Genomic DNA, 16,204 nt, shown 5'->3' on the forward strand with positions numbered 1-16,204 from the left:
GGAGGGGCCGGGCCGCGGCGGATCAGTACTACGGAGCTACGGAGCTACGGAGCCGGGGTCAGGTACATCCCGCTCTGGTCGGCCCCGGCGGTGTTCTTGCAGCCGAACCCGCTGCCCGCCGGCTGTGCCACGGCCAGGGCCAGGCAGCGCCCGGCCGCGAGCTGCCCGAAGTAGTTCGGGTGCATCGACTCCTGGACCAGCCCCTGCGTCTCGCTGCTGTCGATCCAGCGCGCCCATTCGCTGGTCTTCGCCGAGGCCGGCGCCGCGGTGGTCACCTGCTTGCTCGCCTTCGCGCACACCTCGCGCCCCTGCATCATGTCCTTCAGGTCCAGGAACTGCACGCCCTTCGCCGCGGCGACCGCCTTGATCCGCCCGGCGATCTGCGGCACGAGCGAGTCCCGCGCCCAGTCGGAGTCCTTGTTCCAGAAGGGACACCCGCCGGTGTTGAGCCGGCTCCAGTCGCTCTGGGTGTACCGGTTCTCCGTGCCGCGCGGGATCGGCGACGGGTAGGACTGCAGCACGATCCGGTACGAGGAGTCCGCGTAGCCGGCGCCGCGCATGACGGCCCGCACCTCGTCCACGGACTTGCCGACGTCGGCCATGACCCCGTCGATCTTCTGGTCCACGCCCCACTGCTGATCGTCGTAGCAGTAGGAGTTCCAGAGCACGAAGTCGTACGCGCACTCCTTGATGATGTCGGCGAAGCCGAGGTCGTTGCCGCCGATGGACAGCGCGATGACCTTGACGTCGTGGCTCGCGGCCACGGCGGCGAGCTGATCGGCCTGCGGGGCCTCGCCCTTGAAGGCGACGCCTCCGTTGGAGGCGCGGAACACGTTCTGCGAGACCGCCCCGGAGCAGGCCAGGTTGATCGCGACGTCGGCGATGGCCCCGGCGCTCTTCACCTCGGCGGAGTCCGACCGGTGGCAGCCGCCGGCGGTGGCCCCGTAGACCTTGCCGGGGTCGTAGCTGCTGCCGCTGACCCAGGCCCGGTCCGTTCCGGTCCGGTTCCCGCTGTTGGTCAGGCTGTTGCCCTTCCAGCGTCCGGCCTCACCGGAGATGTAGCTGTCGCCGAGGGAGACCACGGCCGTGGGCCCGTTGCCCGGCCCGGCCACGGCCGTCCCGGCCCCTCCGGCGACCAGGGCCCCGGCGCCGAGCGCCGCCGCCATCCCGATCCCGGCCAGTCGTCGCACCCGACGGGCCCGGTCCATGCTGTCGCTGCGCAATCCGATCACTGCGGAACTCCTGCGGTCGGCCATGCGCATGCCGGGAACAACTCCGGCGCATGGCGCGGTAAGTGGGGGTTACCTCCGGCCGGTGGCAATCGGAAAGGTGCCATCCCGCGCGTTGTTACCGCTAGGTACATGCAAGTTACGAACAAGTAACAACCGATCGGTCGTTCGGCGCGAACCTTCCGGACGCACGACAGCGCCCCCGGAGCCGGAAGGCTTCGGGGGCGCTGTCGTGGTTTCGGCTGCTGTGCGATTCAGCCGAAGACGGGGGGTGTCAGCCGACGAGCTGGTCGTACGCGGGAAGGGTGAGGAAGTCCGCGTAGTCCGCGTCCAGGGAGACCTGGAGGAGGAGGTCGTGGGCCTGCTGCCACTTGCCGGAGGTGAAGGCCTCCTCGCCGACCTCGGCGCGGATCGCGGCGAGTTCGGCGGCCGCGACCTCGCGGGCGAGGTCCGCGGTGGCGAGCTTGCCGTTCTCGAAGACCACGCCGGCGTTGATCCACTGCCAGATCTGCGAGCGCGAGATCTCGGCGGTGGCGGCGTCCTCCATCAGGCCGAAGATGCCGACGGCGCCGAGGCCGCGCAGCCACGCCTCGATGTAGCGGATGCCGACCTGGACGGCGTTGCGCAGGCCGTCGTACGTGGGCTTCGCGTCCAGGGAGTCGATCGCGATGAGCTCGCCGGCGGCGACGGAGACGTCCTCGCGCAGGCGGTCCTTCTGGTTGGGCTTCTCGCCCAGGACGGCGTCGAAGGAGGCCATCGCGATCGGGACCAGGTCGGGGTGGGCGACCCAGGAGCCGTCGAAGCCGTCGCCGGCCTCGCGGTCCTTGTCGGCCTTGACCTTCTCGAAGGCGACCTTGTTGATCTCGGCGTCCTTGCGGGACGGGATGAAGGCGGCCATGCCGCCGATGGCGTGCGCTCCGCGCTTGTGGCAGGTCTTGACCAGCAGCTCGGTGTACGCCCGCATGAAGGGCGCCGTCATCGTCACCGCGTTGCGGTCCGGCAGGACGAACTTCTCGCCGCCGTCACGGAAGTTCTTGACGATGGAGAAGAGGTAGTCCCAGCGGCCGGCGTTCAGGCCCGCCGCGTGGTCGCGCAGCTCGAAGAGGATCTCGTCCATCTCGTACGCGGCCGTGATCGTCTCGATCAGGACGGTCGCGCGGACGGTGCCCTGCGGGATGCCGACGTAGTCCTGGGCGAAGACGAAGATCTCGTTCCAGAGGCGCGCCTCCAGGTGGGACTCGGTCTTCGGCAGGTAGAAGTACGGGCCCTTGCCGAGCTCGATGAGGCGCTTGGCGTTGTGGAAGAAGTACAGGCCGAAGTCCACGAGCGAGCCGGAGGCCGGGCCGCCCTCGAACTGCAGGTGGCGCTCCTCCAGGTGCCAGCCGCGGGGGCGCATCACGACGGTGGCGAGCTCCGCGGCGGGCTTGAGGGCGTACGCCTTGCCCGTGCGGGCGTCGGTGAAGTCGATGCGGCGCTCGTAGGCGTCGATCAGGTTGAGCTGGCCGAGGACCACGTTCTCCCAGGTGGGAGCCGAGGCGTCCTCGAAGTCGGCGAGCCAGACCTTGGCGCCCGAGTTCAGGGCGTTGATGGTCATCTTGCGGTCCGTCGGACCGGTGATCTCCACACGGCGGTCGTTCAGCGCGGCCGGGGCCGGCGCCACCTTCCAGTCGCCCTCGCGGACCTGTGCGGTGTCCGGGAGGAAGTCGAGGGTGGAGGTGCGGGCGATCTCGGCGCGGCGCACGGAGCGGCGGGCGAGGAGCTCGGCGCGACGGGGGGCGAACCGCCGGTGGAGCTCGGCCACGAAGGCGAGAGCCGCTTCGGTGAGGACTTCGTCCTGCCGGGGCAGGGGCTCGGCGTCGACGATGGCCAGCGATGACGGCGCTGGTGCGGACATATCTGTCACTCCTTCAGCGGCGGTGCCTGGCGGCCGCGGGGAATGCTCGCGCTGGACGGCACGCAGTGCCGTCGGGTGTGGAGAGTTCCGGATACGGTCGCGGGCGCCGTCTGGGGGTTCGGGGCGCTTCTGACCAGTGGATAGTAATTTCCTCATGGTGGAAGTTCAATGGTTTGTTGATGTCGAGATTCTCTGAGTCGACAGATTCCGCTTCGCCGTGGCCCTCAGTGCCACAGTGGTCACAGCCCGCTCAGGAGAGTCGTGCCAGGTCGGGAGGGGTGTCGATGTCGAAGGCCTCCGCGATGTCACCGCACTCGACCAGCGTGAGCTCCGCTGCGTGCGCCGAGAGGTGCACCCGCGCGCCCTTGTCGCCCGTGGCCGTCGCCACGATGTCCGGCCAGCGGTCCGCCCCGAAGAGCACCGGGTGCCCGCGCTCGCCGTCGTACGCCGCCGCCACCAGGCTCGCCGGGGAGCGGTAGGCGGCCCGGACCCGGGCCACCGCCTCCGGGCCGATGCCCGGCTGGTCCACCAGGGAGACCAGGGCCGCGCGGGCGCCCGTACCGGCCAGCGAGGCGAGGCCGACCCGCAGGGAGGAACCCATGCCCTCGGCCCAGTCCGGGTTGTCGGTCACCACGCAGCCGCTCAGGTCGGCGCGCTCGCGCACCTCGGCCGCGGAGGCGCCGAGCACCACGTGCAGCGGGCCGCAGCCCGCCTCGCGCAGGACCCGTACGGCGTTCTCCACCAGCGGGCGGCCCCGGTAGGTGAGCAGGGCCTTCGGGCGGCCGCCGAGGCGCCGGCCGCCGCCGGCCGCGAGCAGCAGACCGGCGATCACCGGGGGAGCGGAGCGGTCGGCTGCCGCCGCGGGGTGCTGCTCCCGGTGCTCGCGCTGCTGCTGGTGCCGGAGCTGGTGCCGGTGCTCGTCTGGTGTGCTGCTGTGGGGTGACATGTCACCGATTCTCGCTCGCGCCGCAGGAGGCGCCGTACGGCGGCCAGCGCCGCCCCCACGCGCAGGGGCTCGGCGATCCGGTTCTCGGCGGCGGCGAGCAGGTCCCGTTCGTCACGGTCGGTCAGCCTCGTCAACATTGCGTTTCTCTCCTTGCCAATCTGCGGCCAATGCAGCGAGTCTGGACCTGGATTGGCCTGGCAGGCAGAGCCAATCAGGGGAGGTTGGCATGGCAAACGGGCGAGTGGTCCAGACGGCGGACAGAATGATCGGCAGCCGCCAGCTCGCGGCTCTGCTCCCGGCGGAGGTACTGGCCCGCCCCGGCTACCGGTCCCTGGCCGACGCCGTCCGCACCCTGATCCTCGACGGCCGGATCGCCCTGCACGTGCGCCTGCCCGCCGAACGCGAGCTCGCCGAGGCGGTCGGCGCCAGCCGGGCCACCGTCACCGGCGCCTACGACCTCCTGCGCGAGAGCGGCTACGTCCGCAGCCGCCGCGGTTCTGGCACCTGGACCGAGCTCCCCGAAGGCCACCGTCCGGTCGGCGCGCACGCCCTCGTCGGCGCCGGCGGCTACGGCGCCGACGGCGACCCCGGCATCGACCTCGCCATCGCCGCCATGGGCGCCCCCGAGGACAGCCTCACCGCCGCGGTGGCCTGGGCCGCGCCCAGGCTCCCGGCCTTCGCCCGCAGCCCCGGCTACCACCCCTTCGGGCTGCCCGACCTGCGGACCGCCATCGCCGAGCGGTTCACCCGGCGGGGACTGGCGACCCGTCCGGAGCAGATCCTCGTCACGGCGGGCGCGCAGCAGGCGTTCGCGCTGGTGGTGAGCCTGCTGTGCCGGCCCGGGGACCGGGTGATGACCGAGAACCCGACCTACGCCAACGCCCTGGACGCCCTGCGGCACGCGCGGCTGCGCACCGGATCGATCGCTGTCTCCGACGCGGGCTGGGACCTGGAGATCGCCGAGTCCGCGCTGCGCCAGACCGTGCCGAGGCTCGCCTACGTGATCCCCGACTTCCACAACCCGACGGGCGCGCTGATGCCGGAGGAGCAGCGGCTGCGGCTGCTGGCGGCGACCCGGCGGACCGGGACCTGGCTGGTGGTCGACGAGACCATCGCCGACATCGCGCTCGACGTGCCGGCGCCCGCCCCGCTGGCCTCGCTCGCGCCGAAGGGCGGGGCCGGCGGAGCCGATCACGTGATGACCATCGGCTCGCTGAGCAAGACGCACTGGGGCGGGCTGCGGGTCGGATGGATCCGGGCCACCGCCAAGATGATCACGGAGCTCACGGCGGTACGGGTGGCGGCCGACATGACCGGCTCGGTCCTGGACCAGTTGGTGGCGCTGCCCCTGATGGAGGGGCTGGAGCGGACGCTGCCCGCCCGGCTGGAGCAGCTGCGCGGGCAGCGGGCGGCGCTGATCGCCTCGCTGGAGCGGCACACGCCGGAGTGGTCCTGGCAGGTGCCGCCGGGCGGGCTCTCGCTCTGGGTGGACCTGGGGGAGCCGGTCAGCTCCGCGCTGGCCGACCGGGCGGCGGCGGCCGGGGTCAACATCGGGCGGGGCGCGCGGTTCGGGGTGGACCCCGGGACCTTCGAGCACCGGCTGAGGATCCCGTACACGCTGCCGGCGGAGCGGCTCGACGAGGGCGTACGGAGGCTGGCGGAGGCCTTCCACGGGGGCGTGCCGCTGCCTTCGGCGGTGGAGCGGCCGTACTGGGTCGCCTAGCGGCGCCGGCCGGGTCTGCGCGGGCCGGCGGCCCCCGGCTCGCCCCCCCGGGCTCGGCCCGGGCGCGGGTGCGGGTGGTGTGCCCTGCGGGGCGAAGTCCCCTACCCGCCCTTCCGCCGTTCCCCGGGCGCTGCCCGGACCCCGGTCCTCAAACGCCGGACGGGCTGAGGAGGGGGCCCCGGGCGCTGCCCGAACCGAGGTTCTCAAACGCCGGACGGGCTGAGGAGGGGGCCCCGGGCGCTGCCCGGACCCCGCTGGGGCTCCGCCCCGGACCCCGGTCCTCGAACGCCGGACGGCTGGAATGTGCCTACGGCGTGCGGATCAGGCGGCGGGTTGCGGCTGTGGCCACTGCCGAGGTGCGGGAGTCGACGCCCAGTTTTGCGTAGATGTGGACCAGGTGGGATTTGACGGTGGCCTGGCTGAGGAAGAGCTGTTTGGAGATCTGCTGGTTCGACAGGCCGTCCGCGACCAGCTGGAGGACCTCCAGCTCGCGTTTGGTCAGGGCCTCCGCCGGGGTCCGCATGCGGTCCATCAGGCGCAGCGCCACCGCCGGGGCCAGGGCCGACTGGCCGGCCGCCGCGGTGCGGACGGCCGCGGCCAGCTCCTCCGGCGGGGCGTCCTTGAGGAGGTAGCCCGAGGCGCCCGCCTCCACCGCCGCCAGGATGTCCGCGTCCGTGTCGTACGTGGTCAGGACCAGCACCCGGGGGGACGGGGACCCGGCCGTGATCAGGGCCGTGGCCGCCGAGCCGTGCATGCCGCCGCCGGGGCCGAACTGGAGGTCCATCAGGACCACGTCGACCCCGGCCGAGCCGGCCAGCTCCACCGCCCGTTCCGCCGTCGCCGCCTCCGCCACCACCTCGAAGTCCGGCTCCGTGTCCAGCACCGCGCGCAGCCCGGCCCGGACCACCGGGTGGTCGTCGGCGAGGAGCAGCCGGATCGTCATGACAGGGCCTCCGCGGGCAGGGGAAGGGTGACGGCCACGGCGGTGCCCTGGCCCGGGGCGGATTCGACCGTGAACAGGCCGCTGAGGGTTTCGGCCCGCGACCGCATCGCCGGCAGGCCGAAGCCGCCGCCGTCCGAGGGGGCGGAGGAGGCCGCGCAGGGGTCGAAGCCCTTGCCGTCGTCGACGATGTCCAGGGTCACCGAGGAGTCCATGAAGGTCAGGGTGATCTCGGCGCGCCCGGCCCCCGCGTGCCGCACCACATTGGCCAGCGCCGACTGCGCGATCCGCAGCAGCGCCACCTCGTAGGGCGTGGGGAGGGAGCGCGCGGTGCCGCTCAGGGAGAAACGGACCCGCGGGCCCGGCGCCCCCGAGCACAGCCGTTCCAGCGCGGCCGGCAGCGACCCGTGCTCCAGGTCCGGAGGCGTGAGGGCCCGTACGAAGCGCCGTGCCTCGGCGAGGTTCTCCTGGGCGGCCTCCCGGGCCCGGCCGATGTGCAGAAGGGCCGCCGAGCCGTCGGGCAGGCTGCGCTCCGCGGCCCGCAGGAGCAGCTGGATGGAGGACAGGCCCTGGGCGAGGGTGTCGTGGATCTCCCGGGCCAGGCGCTCCCGCTCCGCCAGGATCCCGGCGCTCCGCTCGGCCGCGGCCAGCTCGGCCCGGGTGGTGATGAGCTCCTCGATCAGCTCGCGGCGCCGCTCGCTCTCCCGGTACAGGGCCTGGTAGCCCAGTACGGTCGCCACCGCCACGGCGCCGCCCAGCAGCGGCCCGAGGAAGGCCCCCGGGGTCACCGCGCTGCTGTGCGCGAGGAAGCCTCCGATCGCCGCTGCCGCCGTCACCGCGACCGCGGCCACGCCCCAGCGCAGCCGCAGCAGGTGCAGCTCCAGGAAGTACAGCGGGAAGGCGATCCACAGCCCGTCGGGGGAGACCACCAGCAGCGCGGCCCAGGCCGCGCACAATCCGGCCAGCCACACCGCCCCGGCGCGCGCCGAGCTGTGCACCGCGGGGGTCCGTACGCCCGCGACGTACACGGCGGCCAGTACCGCGCAGGCCGCGACCACCCAGCCCGCGCGCGGTGCAGAGTCGGCGACGGCCCGCCCGGCGGCGAGGGCGAGCAGGCCGAAGAGCAGGGCGTGCAGGCACAGCCGCAGGACGCGGGAGACGGGGGTGAGGGTGCGGGCGCCGGGGCCACCGGGCGCGGGAGGCGGGGAGAGGGAAGCCGCGGGGGGCGGGAGGTGAGCAGTCATGGCCTGACCAGCGTAAGTCCGGGTCCGCAGGCCCCGGTCAACCAAAGGATTGATGTCTTGGTGCGCCCTTCGATACGAGGATCTCTACTGTGGCGCGATGCCTTGTGTCCACGCGGAAGACCAAGGTGGGGAACATGTTCGTCGCATGGAGAGATCTACGGTTCGCCAAGGGCCGCTTCGCCCTGATGGGCTCGGTCGTACTGCTGATCACGCTGCTGGTCGGCCTGTTGTCCGGGCTCACCGCGGGCCTGGCCCGGGAGAACATCTCGGCCATCACCGGCCTGCCCGCCACCACCCGCCTCGCGTTCGCCGCGCCCGCCGGGGACCAGAAGGCCTCCTTCACCAACTCCCAGGTGCCCGAGAAGGCCTGGCTGGCCTGGCGGGAACAGCCGGGGGTGACCTCGGCGCAGCCGCTGGGCATCCGCACCACCAATGTCGTCTCGGGTGAGCGCACGGTGGCCGTGTCCCTCTTCGGCGTGGATCCGGCGGGCCCCCTCGCGCCCGGGGGGAGCGGGCTGACCCAGGGGCAGGTGGTCCTCACGGAGAAGGCCGCCAAGGAGCTCGGCGGGCTGACCGCGGGAGGCAGGCTCAGGGTCGGCCAGGTCGAGATGACCGTCGCCGCGGTCTCCGGCACCGCCGCCTACAGCCACACCCCGGTCGTCTGGATGGACCTCAACGACTGGCAGCGCGTCGGGAACCCCGGTACCTCCATCGACACCCTCGCCACCGTCGTCGCCCTGGACGGGACGGGCGGCGTCGACTGGGCGGCCGGGGACAAGGCCTCCGGCACGCGGGCGCAGACCGTCGACGAGGCACTGACCGCGATCGGCTCGTACACCTCCGAGAACGGCTCCCTGCAGCTGATGCGCGGGTTCCTCTTCGCCATCTCGGCCCTGGTCATAGGAGCCTTCTTCACGGTGTGGACCATCCAGCGCAGCGGGGACATCGCCGTGCTGAAGGCACTGGGTGCCTCCACCCCGTACCTCCTCAAGGACGCCCTCGGGCAGGCCGTGGTGATGCTGGCGCTCGGCACCGGTGCGGGCACCGCGCTCGCGGCCGGCTTCGGAGCGCTGATCAGCGGCGGTGACGTGCCCTTCGTGCTCGACGCCGCCACCGTGCTGGTGCCGGCCGCCGTCATGATCGCGCTCGGCGCGCTCGGCGCCGCCCTGTCCATCCGGCGGATCACCGCCGTAGACCCCCTGACCGCTCTCGGGAGCGCCCGATGACCCTGCTCGTGCACGACGTCACGCTCACCTACCCGGACGGCGACGGCCGCCTCACCGCACTGGACGCGGTCGGCCTGGAGGTGCCGGCCGGCACCCTGACGGCGGTGGTCGGTCCCTCCGGTTCCGGGAAGTCCAGCCTGCTGGCGGTGGCCGCCACCCTCGTCACGCCCGACGCGGGACGGGTGGTCGTGGCCGGGCAGGACACCTCGTTGCTCGGCGCGGGCGAGAAGTCGGCGCTGCGCCGGGAGAAGATCGGCATCGTCTTCCAGCAGCCGAACCTGCTGGCCTCGCTCACCGCCGCCGAACAGCTCCAGGTGATGGCCCACCTCTCCGGCCGGCCCGCGCGGGCCGTACGCCGGCGGGCCCTGGAGCTGCTGGACGCGGTGGGGCTGGCCGACAAGGCCGACAAGCGGCCGCACCAGCTCTCCGGGGGGCAGCGCCAGCGGATCAACATCGCCCGCGCCCTGATGAACGAGCCCGCCGTGCTGCTGGTCGACGAGCCCACCAGCGCCCTCGACCACGAGCGCGGCGCCGCGATCCTGGACCTGCTGGTCACCCTCACCCGGGAGCGCTCCACGGCCACCGTGCTGGTCACCCACGACCACGCGCACCTGGAGCGGATGGACCGCACGGCGACCATGGCCGACGGCCGCCTCACCTGCTCGGTCTAGGGCCTGGCCCTAGGGCCTGTCGTCCTGGTCGGGCCGTGCCGAGGGCGCCAGGTAGGCGAGGTGGCCGCCCGGACCCGGGAAGTCCGGCAGGGGGAGCGGGCGCCAGCCCCGTGCCCACTCCGGCGGCCGCGCCCCGCCCGCCACCAGCACCGCTGTCGGCAGTGTGCGGGCGAGGGCGGCGAGCCCGTCGGGAGTGATGCTGCCGTCGTGGCCCCCGTAGACCTGGCGCGAGGAGCACCCGGCGCGGAACGCCACCCGGACGGCCTCCTCGCCGCTGACCACGCAGGGCGGCCGTAGCCCCTGGCGGTGGAGTTCGGCGGCCACCGCGGCGAACGCGGTCCGGTTGGCCCTGCTGCGCGCCGCCAGCGTGGCGGTGACCGCGAGCTGGAGCGCGAGGTGCGCGGCCAGGGCCAGGCAGAGCGCGCCGAGGGCCAGGGGGCGGGTACGGGCCCAGGCGAGCATCCGGGCGAGGCAGAGGGCGACGGGGAGGGCCAGCAGGGCGTACGCGGGGAGCAGGAAGCGGGGCGCCGCGTATCCGACGAACAGCAGGTACGGCGACGCCAGGCAGACCGCGGCGGCCGTGGGTACGAGGAGCAGGCGCAGCCGCCCCGTCCGGTACGCGGTGAGGAGCCCGCCCGCGGTGAGCAGCGGCAGCGCGAACCACCACAGCGCGGTGACGGGCCGGGACCAGGGCACGTCGCACGGGCGGCAGAGCGTACGGCCGCCCAGGGCGCGCAGGTGGTCGCCGAAGGCCGGGTTCCAGCCGAGGCCGCCCTGGATCTCGCCGGCGCGGTGCAGCCGGGTGAGGAGGCCCCCGTAGCGGAGCTCGGCCTCGACGACCCACTCGGCGCCGCCGAGCAGCGCCCCCACCGCCAGCGCCGCGAGCAGCACGGGCCGCCGCCCGGCACGGACGGCCGGCACCGCGCACGCCAGGGGCAGGACGAGCCAGAACGCGTCGGAGGGGCGCATGAGCGCGGCGAGGCCGATCCCGGCGGCGAGACCGGCGAGGGCGACGCGGTCGGCGGGATCGCGGGCGGCCCGCAGGAAGCAGCCGACGGACAGCAGCGCTCCGAAGGCCACCCAGAGGTTGGGCATGGCCTGGGGGCCGTAGGACAGGGCCGTCCACAGACCGGCGAAGAGTGCCCCGGCCAGGGCGAGCACCGGCGCGGGGAGCAGCCGCCGCCAAGCCCAGAGGGAGAGCAGGAGCGCCGCCGCGGACAGCAGGGCCAAGTAGATCCGCAGGGCGGTGACGGACGGGGTGAGGGCCGCGACGGGGGCGACGAGGAGGGTGATTCCCCGGGCCCTCGGGGCGCTGAAGAACGCGGCGGGGGCGTCGCGCGCGACCTGGCTGACGTACACGGTCTCGTCCCAGCCGAGTCCGGTGCCCGGTACGGCCAGCAGCAGTTGGGCGACCGCGTACGCGGCGGCGACGGGGGCCAGCCACACGAGATCGCGCCGCCGCCCCGCACGGGGCTCCGGCAGGACATCGGGCGGGCTCGGCGCCGTGGCGGGGTTCGGGGCGGCCATGGGCGGACCTCGGGGCGGGAGACGGGGCGGTCGGCCACCACGCTGCCCCGCCGGGGCGCACCCCGCCATCGGGGCCCCGCAGTCGGCCCAGCGCCGGCCCCGCACGGCTGCGGGAAAGCCCCGGCCCCGGGCGGCCCCCCGCCCCGGCCGCCGCGCGCCCGGGGAGTGCGCGAGAGCCCGGCGCCCCCACTGGAGGGGGCGCCGGGCTCTTTCCGCGTCTACCGCCCGGCCAGGGCCTACGCCGGGTTCTGGCTCTGCAGGGCCACCGACAGCTCGGCCGCGACGCCCTGGAGGATCGGCACGAAGGACTCGGCCACCGCCTCGGTCACCCGGCCGGCCGGGCCGGAGATGGAGATCGCGGCGGCGGTCGGCGAGTTCGGCACGGAGACCGCGAGGCAGCGGACTCCTATTTCCTGCTCGTTGTCGTCGACGGCGTAGCCCACCCGGCGGACCACCTCCAGGGCGTCCAGGAAGCCCTCGGGGGTGGTGATGGTCTTCTCGGTCGCGGCGGGCATCCCGGTGCGCGAGAGCAGGGCCCTGACCTCGTCCGCGGGGGTGTAGGCGAGCAGCGCCTTGCCCACGCCCGTGGAGTGCGGCAGCACGCGGCGGCCGACCTCGGTGAACATGCGCATGGAGTGCTTGGACGGCACCTGGGCGACGTAGACGATCTCGTCTCCGTCGAGCAGGGCCATGTTCGCGGTCTCGCCGGTCTCCTCCACCAGGCGTGCCAGGTAGGGGCGGGCCCAGGTGCCCAGCAGCCGCGACGCGGACTCGCCGAGGCGGATCAGCCGGGGTCCGAGGGAGTACCGTCGGTTGGGCTGCTGCCGGACGTAGCCGCACGCCACGAGGGTGCGCATGAGGCGATGGATGGTGGGCAGCGGCAGACCGCTGGCGGCGGAGAGCTCGCTGAGGCCGACTTCGCCTCCGGCATCGGCCATGCGTTCGAGCAGATCGAAGGCGCGCTCAAGGGACTGGACGCCACCGCTGGCGGTGGGCTTGGTGGAGGCGTCGGTGGTGCTGGCGCTGGACGTCGGCACGGGCGCGGTCCTTTCGGTGCTGGCAGGCAAGCAAGCAGCCTACCGGTCGGTCTGCGTCGGCCCTAGAGCCGGGGCAATGCCGTCCCCGCCGGTCAGAGGCGGTTTGTCCTGGTGGCGGACGTCCTCGGGAAGTTGCCCGTCCGGTTCCCGGTGGCGGTAGCTACATTCTGCATAGCGAAATCTTAATTCCATCCTGTGGAAACCTCCAATTGCGATACGCCACCGTCAGTGGTCCGTCCGGGCGCTCTTGACTGCTTCCGGATCGACGTGAAGACTCCGTCAACAGAACGTTGAATTTCGCTCTGTGGAAGTAGATGGGGAGGTTCCGGTGTCCGACCTGGCTGTGGAACTGGTACTGCGCTCGACGCGCGTCATCACCCCCGAGGGGACGCGTGCCGCTTCGGTGGCCGTCGCCGGCGGGAAGATCGCGGCCGTGCTGCCGTACGAGGCCGACGTACCGGCCGGTGCCCGGCTGGAGGACTTCGGCGACGACGTGCTCCTCCCCGGCCTGGTCGACACCCACGTCCACGTGAACGACCCCGGTCGTACCGAGTGGGAAGGCTTCTGGACGGCCACCCGCGCCGCCGCGGCCGGTGGCATCACCACCATCCTCGACATGCCGCTCAACTCCCTGCCGCCGACCACCACGACCGCCAACCTGGTGGTCAAGCAGGACGTCGCCCGGACCAAGGCGCACGTGGACGTCGGCTTCTGGGGCGGCGCGCTGCCGGACAACGTCAAGGACCTGCGCCCGCTGCACGACGCCGGCGTCTTCGGCTTCAAGTGCTTCTTGTCGCCCTCCGGCGTGGACGAGTTCCCCCTCCTCGACCAGGAGCAGCTGGCCGCCTCGCTCGCCGAGATCACCGGCTTCGGCGGCCTGCTGATCGTGCACGCCGAGGACCCGCACCACCTGGAGTCCGCGCCGCAGAACCCGGGCCCCAAGTACGCCGACTTCCTGGCCTCCCGCCCCCAGGACGCCGAGAACACCGCGATCCAGAACCTGATCGACCAGGCGAAGCGACGAGACGCGCGCGTCCACGTCCTGCACCTGTCCTCCGCCTCCGCGCTGCCGCTGATCGCCGCCGCGAAGGCCGAGGGCGTGCAGATCACCGTCGAGTCCTGCCCGCACTTCCTCACCCTGACGGCCGAGGAAGTCCCGGACGGCGCCACCGAGTTCAAGTGCTGCCCGCCCATCCGCGAGTCCGCCAACCAGGACGTCCTGTGGGACGCGCTCGCCGACGGCACGATCGACTGCATCGTCTCCGACCACTCTCCCTCCACCGCGGACCTCAAGACCGGCGACTTCGCCACCGCGTGGGGCGGCATCTCCTCCCTCCAGCTCGGCCTGCCGGCCATCTGGACCGAGGCGCAGAAGCGCGGCCGCACCCTCGAGGACGTCGTCCGCTGGATGTCCGCCGCCCCGGCCGCCCTCGCCGGTCTGGCGAGCAAGGGCGCGATCGAGGCCGGCCGTGACGCCGACTTCGCCGTCCTGGCCCCCGAAGAGACCTTCACCGTGGACCCGGCCCACCTGCACCACCGCAACCAGGTCACGGCGTACGCGGGCAAGACCCTGCACGGCGTCGTGAAGTCCACCTGGCTGCGCGGCACGCAGATCGCCGACCACGGCACCCCGTCCGAGCCCACCGGCCGACTCCTTGAAAGGCAGAACTGACAGTGGCGATTGAATCCTTCACCGGCAACGCGAACCCGTACGGAGGCGGCGACCCGTACGCGGACTACCGCAGCGCGGACTTCCCGTTCACCCAGTACGCGAACCTCGCCGCCCGTGAGCTCGGCGCCGGTGTCATCGAGGCCAACGACGAGTTCTTCGCGCAGCGCGAGAACCTGCTGATCTCCGAGGCCGCGCACTTCGACCCCGAGGACTTCGGCCACAAGGGCAAGGTCATGGACGGCTGGGAGACCCGCCGCCGCCGCGGCATCTCCGCCACCCAGCCCTGGCCGACCCCCGAGGACCACGACTGGGCGCTCGTCCGCCTGGGCGCCCCCGGCGTCATCCGCGGCATCGTCGTCGACACCGCCCACTTCCGCGGCAACATGCCGCAGGCCGTCTCCGTCGAGGCCACCAACTGGGAAGGCGCCCTCGCGCCGACCCCGGCGGAGCTCCAGGGCGACGACATCAAGTGGACGACCATCGTCGCCCGCACCCCCGTCGGCGGCCACGCGGCCAACGGCTTCGAGATCGATGTCGAGCAGCGCTTCACGCACCTGCGCGTCAACCAGCACCCCGACGGCGGCATCGCCCGCCTGCGCGTCTACGGCGAGGTCGTGCCCGACCCCAAGTGGCTCGCGGCGCTCGGCTCCTTCGACGTGGTGGCCCTGGAGAACGGCGGCTCCGTCCAGGACGCCTCCAACCGCTTCTACTCCCCGCCGACCAACACCATCAACCCGGGCCGCTCCCGCAAGATGGACGACGGCTGGGAGACCGCCCGCCGCCGCGACAACGGCAACGACTGGATCCGCTACCAGCTCGTCGCCGAGTCCGAGATCCGCGCCGTCGAGATCGACACCGCGTACCTCAAGGGCAACTCGGCCGGCTGGGCCTCGCTGTCCGTCAAGACGGGCGAGGAGGGCGAGTGGACGGAGTTCCTGCCGCGCACCCGCCTGCAGCCCGACACCAACCACCGCTTCGTGCTCGACGCCCCGGCGGTGGGCACGCACGTGCGCATCGACATCTTCCCGGACGGCGGCTTCTCCCGCCTGCGCCTCTTCGGCGCGCTGACGGAGGCCGGCACCGCCGCGCACACCGCCCGTCACCAGGAGCTGGGCGGCTGACGCCACCCTCGTGACCGCCCCGGGAGCCGACACTCCCGGGGCATGCGCGAACACCCCGCAGGGGCGCACCGTTTCGACGGTGCGCCCCTGCGGGCTTTCCGGGCGGGCGAGTGCGGGGCGCTGCCCTGACGGCCTACGCCGCGTGGCCGCCGTCCACCGAGAACTCGGCGCCCGTGACGTACGCGGAGTCCGGGCCCGCCAGGAAGGACACCATGGCGGCCACCTCCTCAGGGGTGCCGAAGCGGCCCAGGGCCGTCATGGCCGCCTGCGGGGCGGCGTGGGGGCCGCCGGCCGGGTTCATGTCCGTGTCCACCGGGCCCGGGTGGACCAGGTTCGCGGTGATCCCGCGCTCGCCGAGTTCCCGGGCGAGGGCCTTGGTCAGACCGCGCAGGGCGGCCTTGCTCATCGCGTACAGCGTCGCGCCCGGACCGGGGACCCGCTGCGCGATGCAACTGCCGATGGTGATGATCCGCCCGCCCCGGCCCAGCACTCCGGCCGCCGCCCGGGAGACCAGGAAGGTGCCCCGTACGTTGACGGAGAGGAGCCGGTCGATGTCCGCGAGGGCGAGCTCCTCCAGCGGGCCGAGCACGCCCACCCCCGCGTTGTTCACCAGGACGTCGAGCCGCCCCAGGCCCCGTACGGCCTCCGCCACCGCGCCGGCGGCCCGCTCGGCGTCCCCCGAGTCGGCACGCAGGGCGAGGCCGCGCCGGCCGAGCGCCTCGATCTTGCCGACCACCTCGGCGGCCGCGGCGGCGTCGCTGACGTAGGTGATCGCGACGTCGGCTCCGTCCTGTGCCAGCCGCAGCGCGGCCGCCGCGCCGATTCCCCTGCTGCCACCTGTCACCAGGGCCACTGCGTTGCCGTTCATGGTGTTCCTCCCGCGTCGGTTGGTTGCGAGTTCAATGAAATCGCCCGCAGATCAACGGCGCTGGCAGGAAACGGACATCGCGTTCGCGCGCGCCGGACCGATGAGT

The 16,204-nt window shown here is 73.2% G+C and carries 14 protein-coding genes; 5 read left to right on the top strand and 9 right to left on the bottom strand.

What is annotated here, in order from left to right:
• Positions 1–44 precede the first annotated feature (44 nt).
• The 4 genes from MTF69_RS29090 to MTF69_RS29105 all read right to left on the bottom strand — a co-directional run bounded on the left by MTF69_RS29090 (position 45) and on the right by MTF69_RS29105 (position 4,206).
• Positions 45–1,232: a GDSL-type esterase/lipase family protein gene (locus MTF69_RS29090; protein ID WP_243339138.1), complete on the bottom strand. Its 1,188-nt coding sequence runs from the start codon at positions 1,230–1,232 to the stop codon at positions 45–47.
• 271 nt (positions 1,233–1,503) lie between these two features.
• Positions 1,504–3,123: a malate synthase A gene (gene aceB / locus MTF69_RS29095; protein WP_243339139.1), complete on the bottom strand. Its 1,620-nt coding sequence runs from the start codon at positions 3,121–3,123 to the stop codon at positions 1,504–1,506.
• Positions 3,124–3,373: 250 nt separating this feature from the next.
• Positions 3,374–3,955: an NTP transferase domain-containing protein gene (locus MTF69_RS29100; RefSeq protein ID WP_243339140.1), complete on the bottom strand. Its 582-nt coding sequence runs from the start codon at positions 3,953–3,955 to the stop codon at positions 3,374–3,376.
• Positions 3,952–4,206: a hypothetical protein gene (locus MTF69_RS29105; protein WP_243339141.1), complete on the bottom strand. Its 255-nt coding sequence runs from the start codon at positions 4,204–4,206 to the stop codon at positions 3,952–3,954. Before MTF69_RS29105 ends, MTF69_RS29100 begins: the two co-directional genes overlap by 4 nt.
• A gap of 89 nt (positions 4,207–4,295) precedes the next feature.
• Between MTF69_RS29105 and MTF69_RS29110 the strand changes: the two genes are divergently transcribed.
• Positions 4,296–5,792, top strand: a complete 1,497-nt coding sequence (locus tag MTF69_RS29110; RefSeq protein WP_243339142.1) for a PLP-dependent aminotransferase family protein — start codon at positions 4,296–4,298, stop codon at positions 5,790–5,792.
• 307 nt (positions 5,793–6,099) lie between these two features.
• Here MTF69_RS29110 and MTF69_RS29115 read toward each other — a convergent pair whose 3' ends face one another.
• Together MTF69_RS29115 and MTF69_RS29120 are read right to left on the bottom strand one after the other, a co-directional pair.
• The gene (locus tag MTF69_RS29115; RefSeq protein ID WP_243339143.1) at positions 6,100–6,735 is read right to left on the bottom strand and encodes a response regulator transcription factor; all 636 of its coding nucleotides are present in this window, start codon (positions 6,733–6,735) and stop codon (positions 6,100–6,102) included.
• Positions 6,732–7,976: a sensor histidine kinase gene (locus MTF69_RS29120; protein ID WP_243339144.1), complete on the bottom strand. Its 1,245-nt coding sequence runs from the start codon at positions 7,974–7,976 to the stop codon at positions 6,732–6,734. Before MTF69_RS29120 ends, MTF69_RS29115 begins: the two co-directional genes overlap by 4 nt.
• Before the next feature lie 134 nt (positions 7,977–8,110).
• Here MTF69_RS29120 and MTF69_RS29125 point away from each other — a divergent pair, with 134 nt between their 5' ends.
• Entirely contained in the window at positions 8,111–9,202 is a 1,092-nt protein-coding gene (locus MTF69_RS29125) for an ABC transporter permease (RefSeq protein ID WP_243339145.1), read from the top strand.
• Complete coding sequence (locus MTF69_RS29130) at positions 9,199–9,873, top strand: ABC transporter ATP-binding protein (RefSeq protein WP_243339146.1); 675 nt, start codon at positions 9,199–9,201, stop codon at positions 9,871–9,873. The genes MTF69_RS29125 and MTF69_RS29130 overlap by 4 nt, the downstream gene beginning before the upstream one ends.
• A gap of 9 nt (positions 9,874–9,882) precedes the next feature.
• Here MTF69_RS29130 and MTF69_RS29135 read toward each other — a convergent pair whose 3' ends face one another.
• Positions 9,883–11,400: a hypothetical protein gene (locus MTF69_RS29135; protein WP_243339147.1), complete on the bottom strand. Its 1,518-nt coding sequence runs from the start codon at positions 11,398–11,400 to the stop codon at positions 9,883–9,885.
• A 236-nt stretch (positions 11,401–11,636) separates the two neighbouring features.
• Positions 11,637–12,437, bottom strand: coding sequence for an IclR family transcriptional regulator (locus MTF69_RS29140; RefSeq protein WP_243339148.1), 801 nt, complete (start codon positions 12,435–12,437; stop codon positions 11,637–11,639).
• Between the two features lie 337 nt (positions 12,438–12,774).
• Here MTF69_RS29140 and allB point away from each other — a divergent pair, with 337 nt between their 5' ends.
• Together allB and alc are read left to right on the top strand one after the other, a co-directional pair.
• On the top strand, positions 12,775–14,109 hold the full coding sequence (gene allB, locus MTF69_RS29145) for an allantoinase AllB (protein WP_279346418.1): 1,335 nt from the start codon (positions 12,775–12,777) through the stop codon (positions 14,107–14,109).
• Positions 14,110–14,111: 2 nt separating this feature from the next.
• Positions 14,112–15,230 carry an allantoicase gene (gene alc / locus MTF69_RS29150; protein ID WP_243339150.1) on the top strand — a complete coding sequence of 373 codons (1,119 nt, stop codon included), beginning with the start codon at positions 14,112–14,114 and terminating at the stop codon, positions 15,228–15,230.
• A gap of 133 nt (positions 15,231–15,363) precedes the next feature.
• On the opposite strand, the gene MTF69_RS29155 is transcribed toward alc, so the two are convergent.
• Positions 15,364–16,098: a 3-oxoacyl-ACP reductase family protein gene (locus MTF69_RS29155; protein WP_243339151.1), complete on the bottom strand. Its 735-nt coding sequence runs from the start codon at positions 16,096–16,098 to the stop codon at positions 15,364–15,366.
• Positions 16,099–16,204 lie beyond the last annotated feature (106 nt).

The sequence above is a fragment of the Streptomyces sp. AP-93 genome (assembly GCF_022808175.1).
Taxonomy (GTDB): Bacteria; Actinomycetota; Actinomycetes; order Streptomycetales; family Streptomycetaceae; genus Streptomyces.

Coding starts and splice junctions, on each gene's coding strand:
- MTF69_RS29105 (WP_243339141.1), bottom strand. CDS start 4,206: ATGTTGACGAGGCTGACCGACCGTGACGAACGGGACCTGCTCGCCGCC.
- MTF69_RS29115 (WP_243339143.1), bottom strand. CDS start 6,735: ATGACGATCCGGCTGCTCCTCGCCGACGACCACCCGGTGGTCCGGGCC.
- MTF69_RS29125 (WP_243339145.1), top strand. CDS start 8,111: ATGTTCGTCGCATGGAGAGATCTACGGTTCGCCAAGGGCCGCTTCGCC.
- MTF69_RS29135 (WP_243339147.1), bottom strand. CDS start 11,400: ATGGCCGCCCCGAACCCCGCCACGGCGCCGAGCCCGCCCGATGTCCTG.
- MTF69_RS29130 (WP_243339146.1), top strand. CDS start 9,199: ATGACCCTGCTCGTGCACGACGTCACGCTCACCTACCCGGACGGCGAC.
- MTF69_RS29155 (WP_243339151.1), bottom strand. CDS start 16,098: ATGAACGGCAACGCAGTGGCCCTGGTGACAGGTGGCAGCAGGGGAATC.
- MTF69_RS29120 (WP_243339144.1), bottom strand. CDS start 7,976: ATGACTGCTCACCTCCCGCCCCCCGCGGCTTCCCTCTCCCCGCCTCCC.
- aceB (WP_243339139.1), bottom strand. CDS start 3,123: ATGTCCGCACCAGCGCCGTCATCGCTGGCCATCGTCGACGCCGAGCCC.
- MTF69_RS29110 (WP_243339142.1), top strand. CDS start 4,296: ATGGCAAACGGGCGAGTGGTCCAGACGGCGGACAGAATGATCGGCAGC.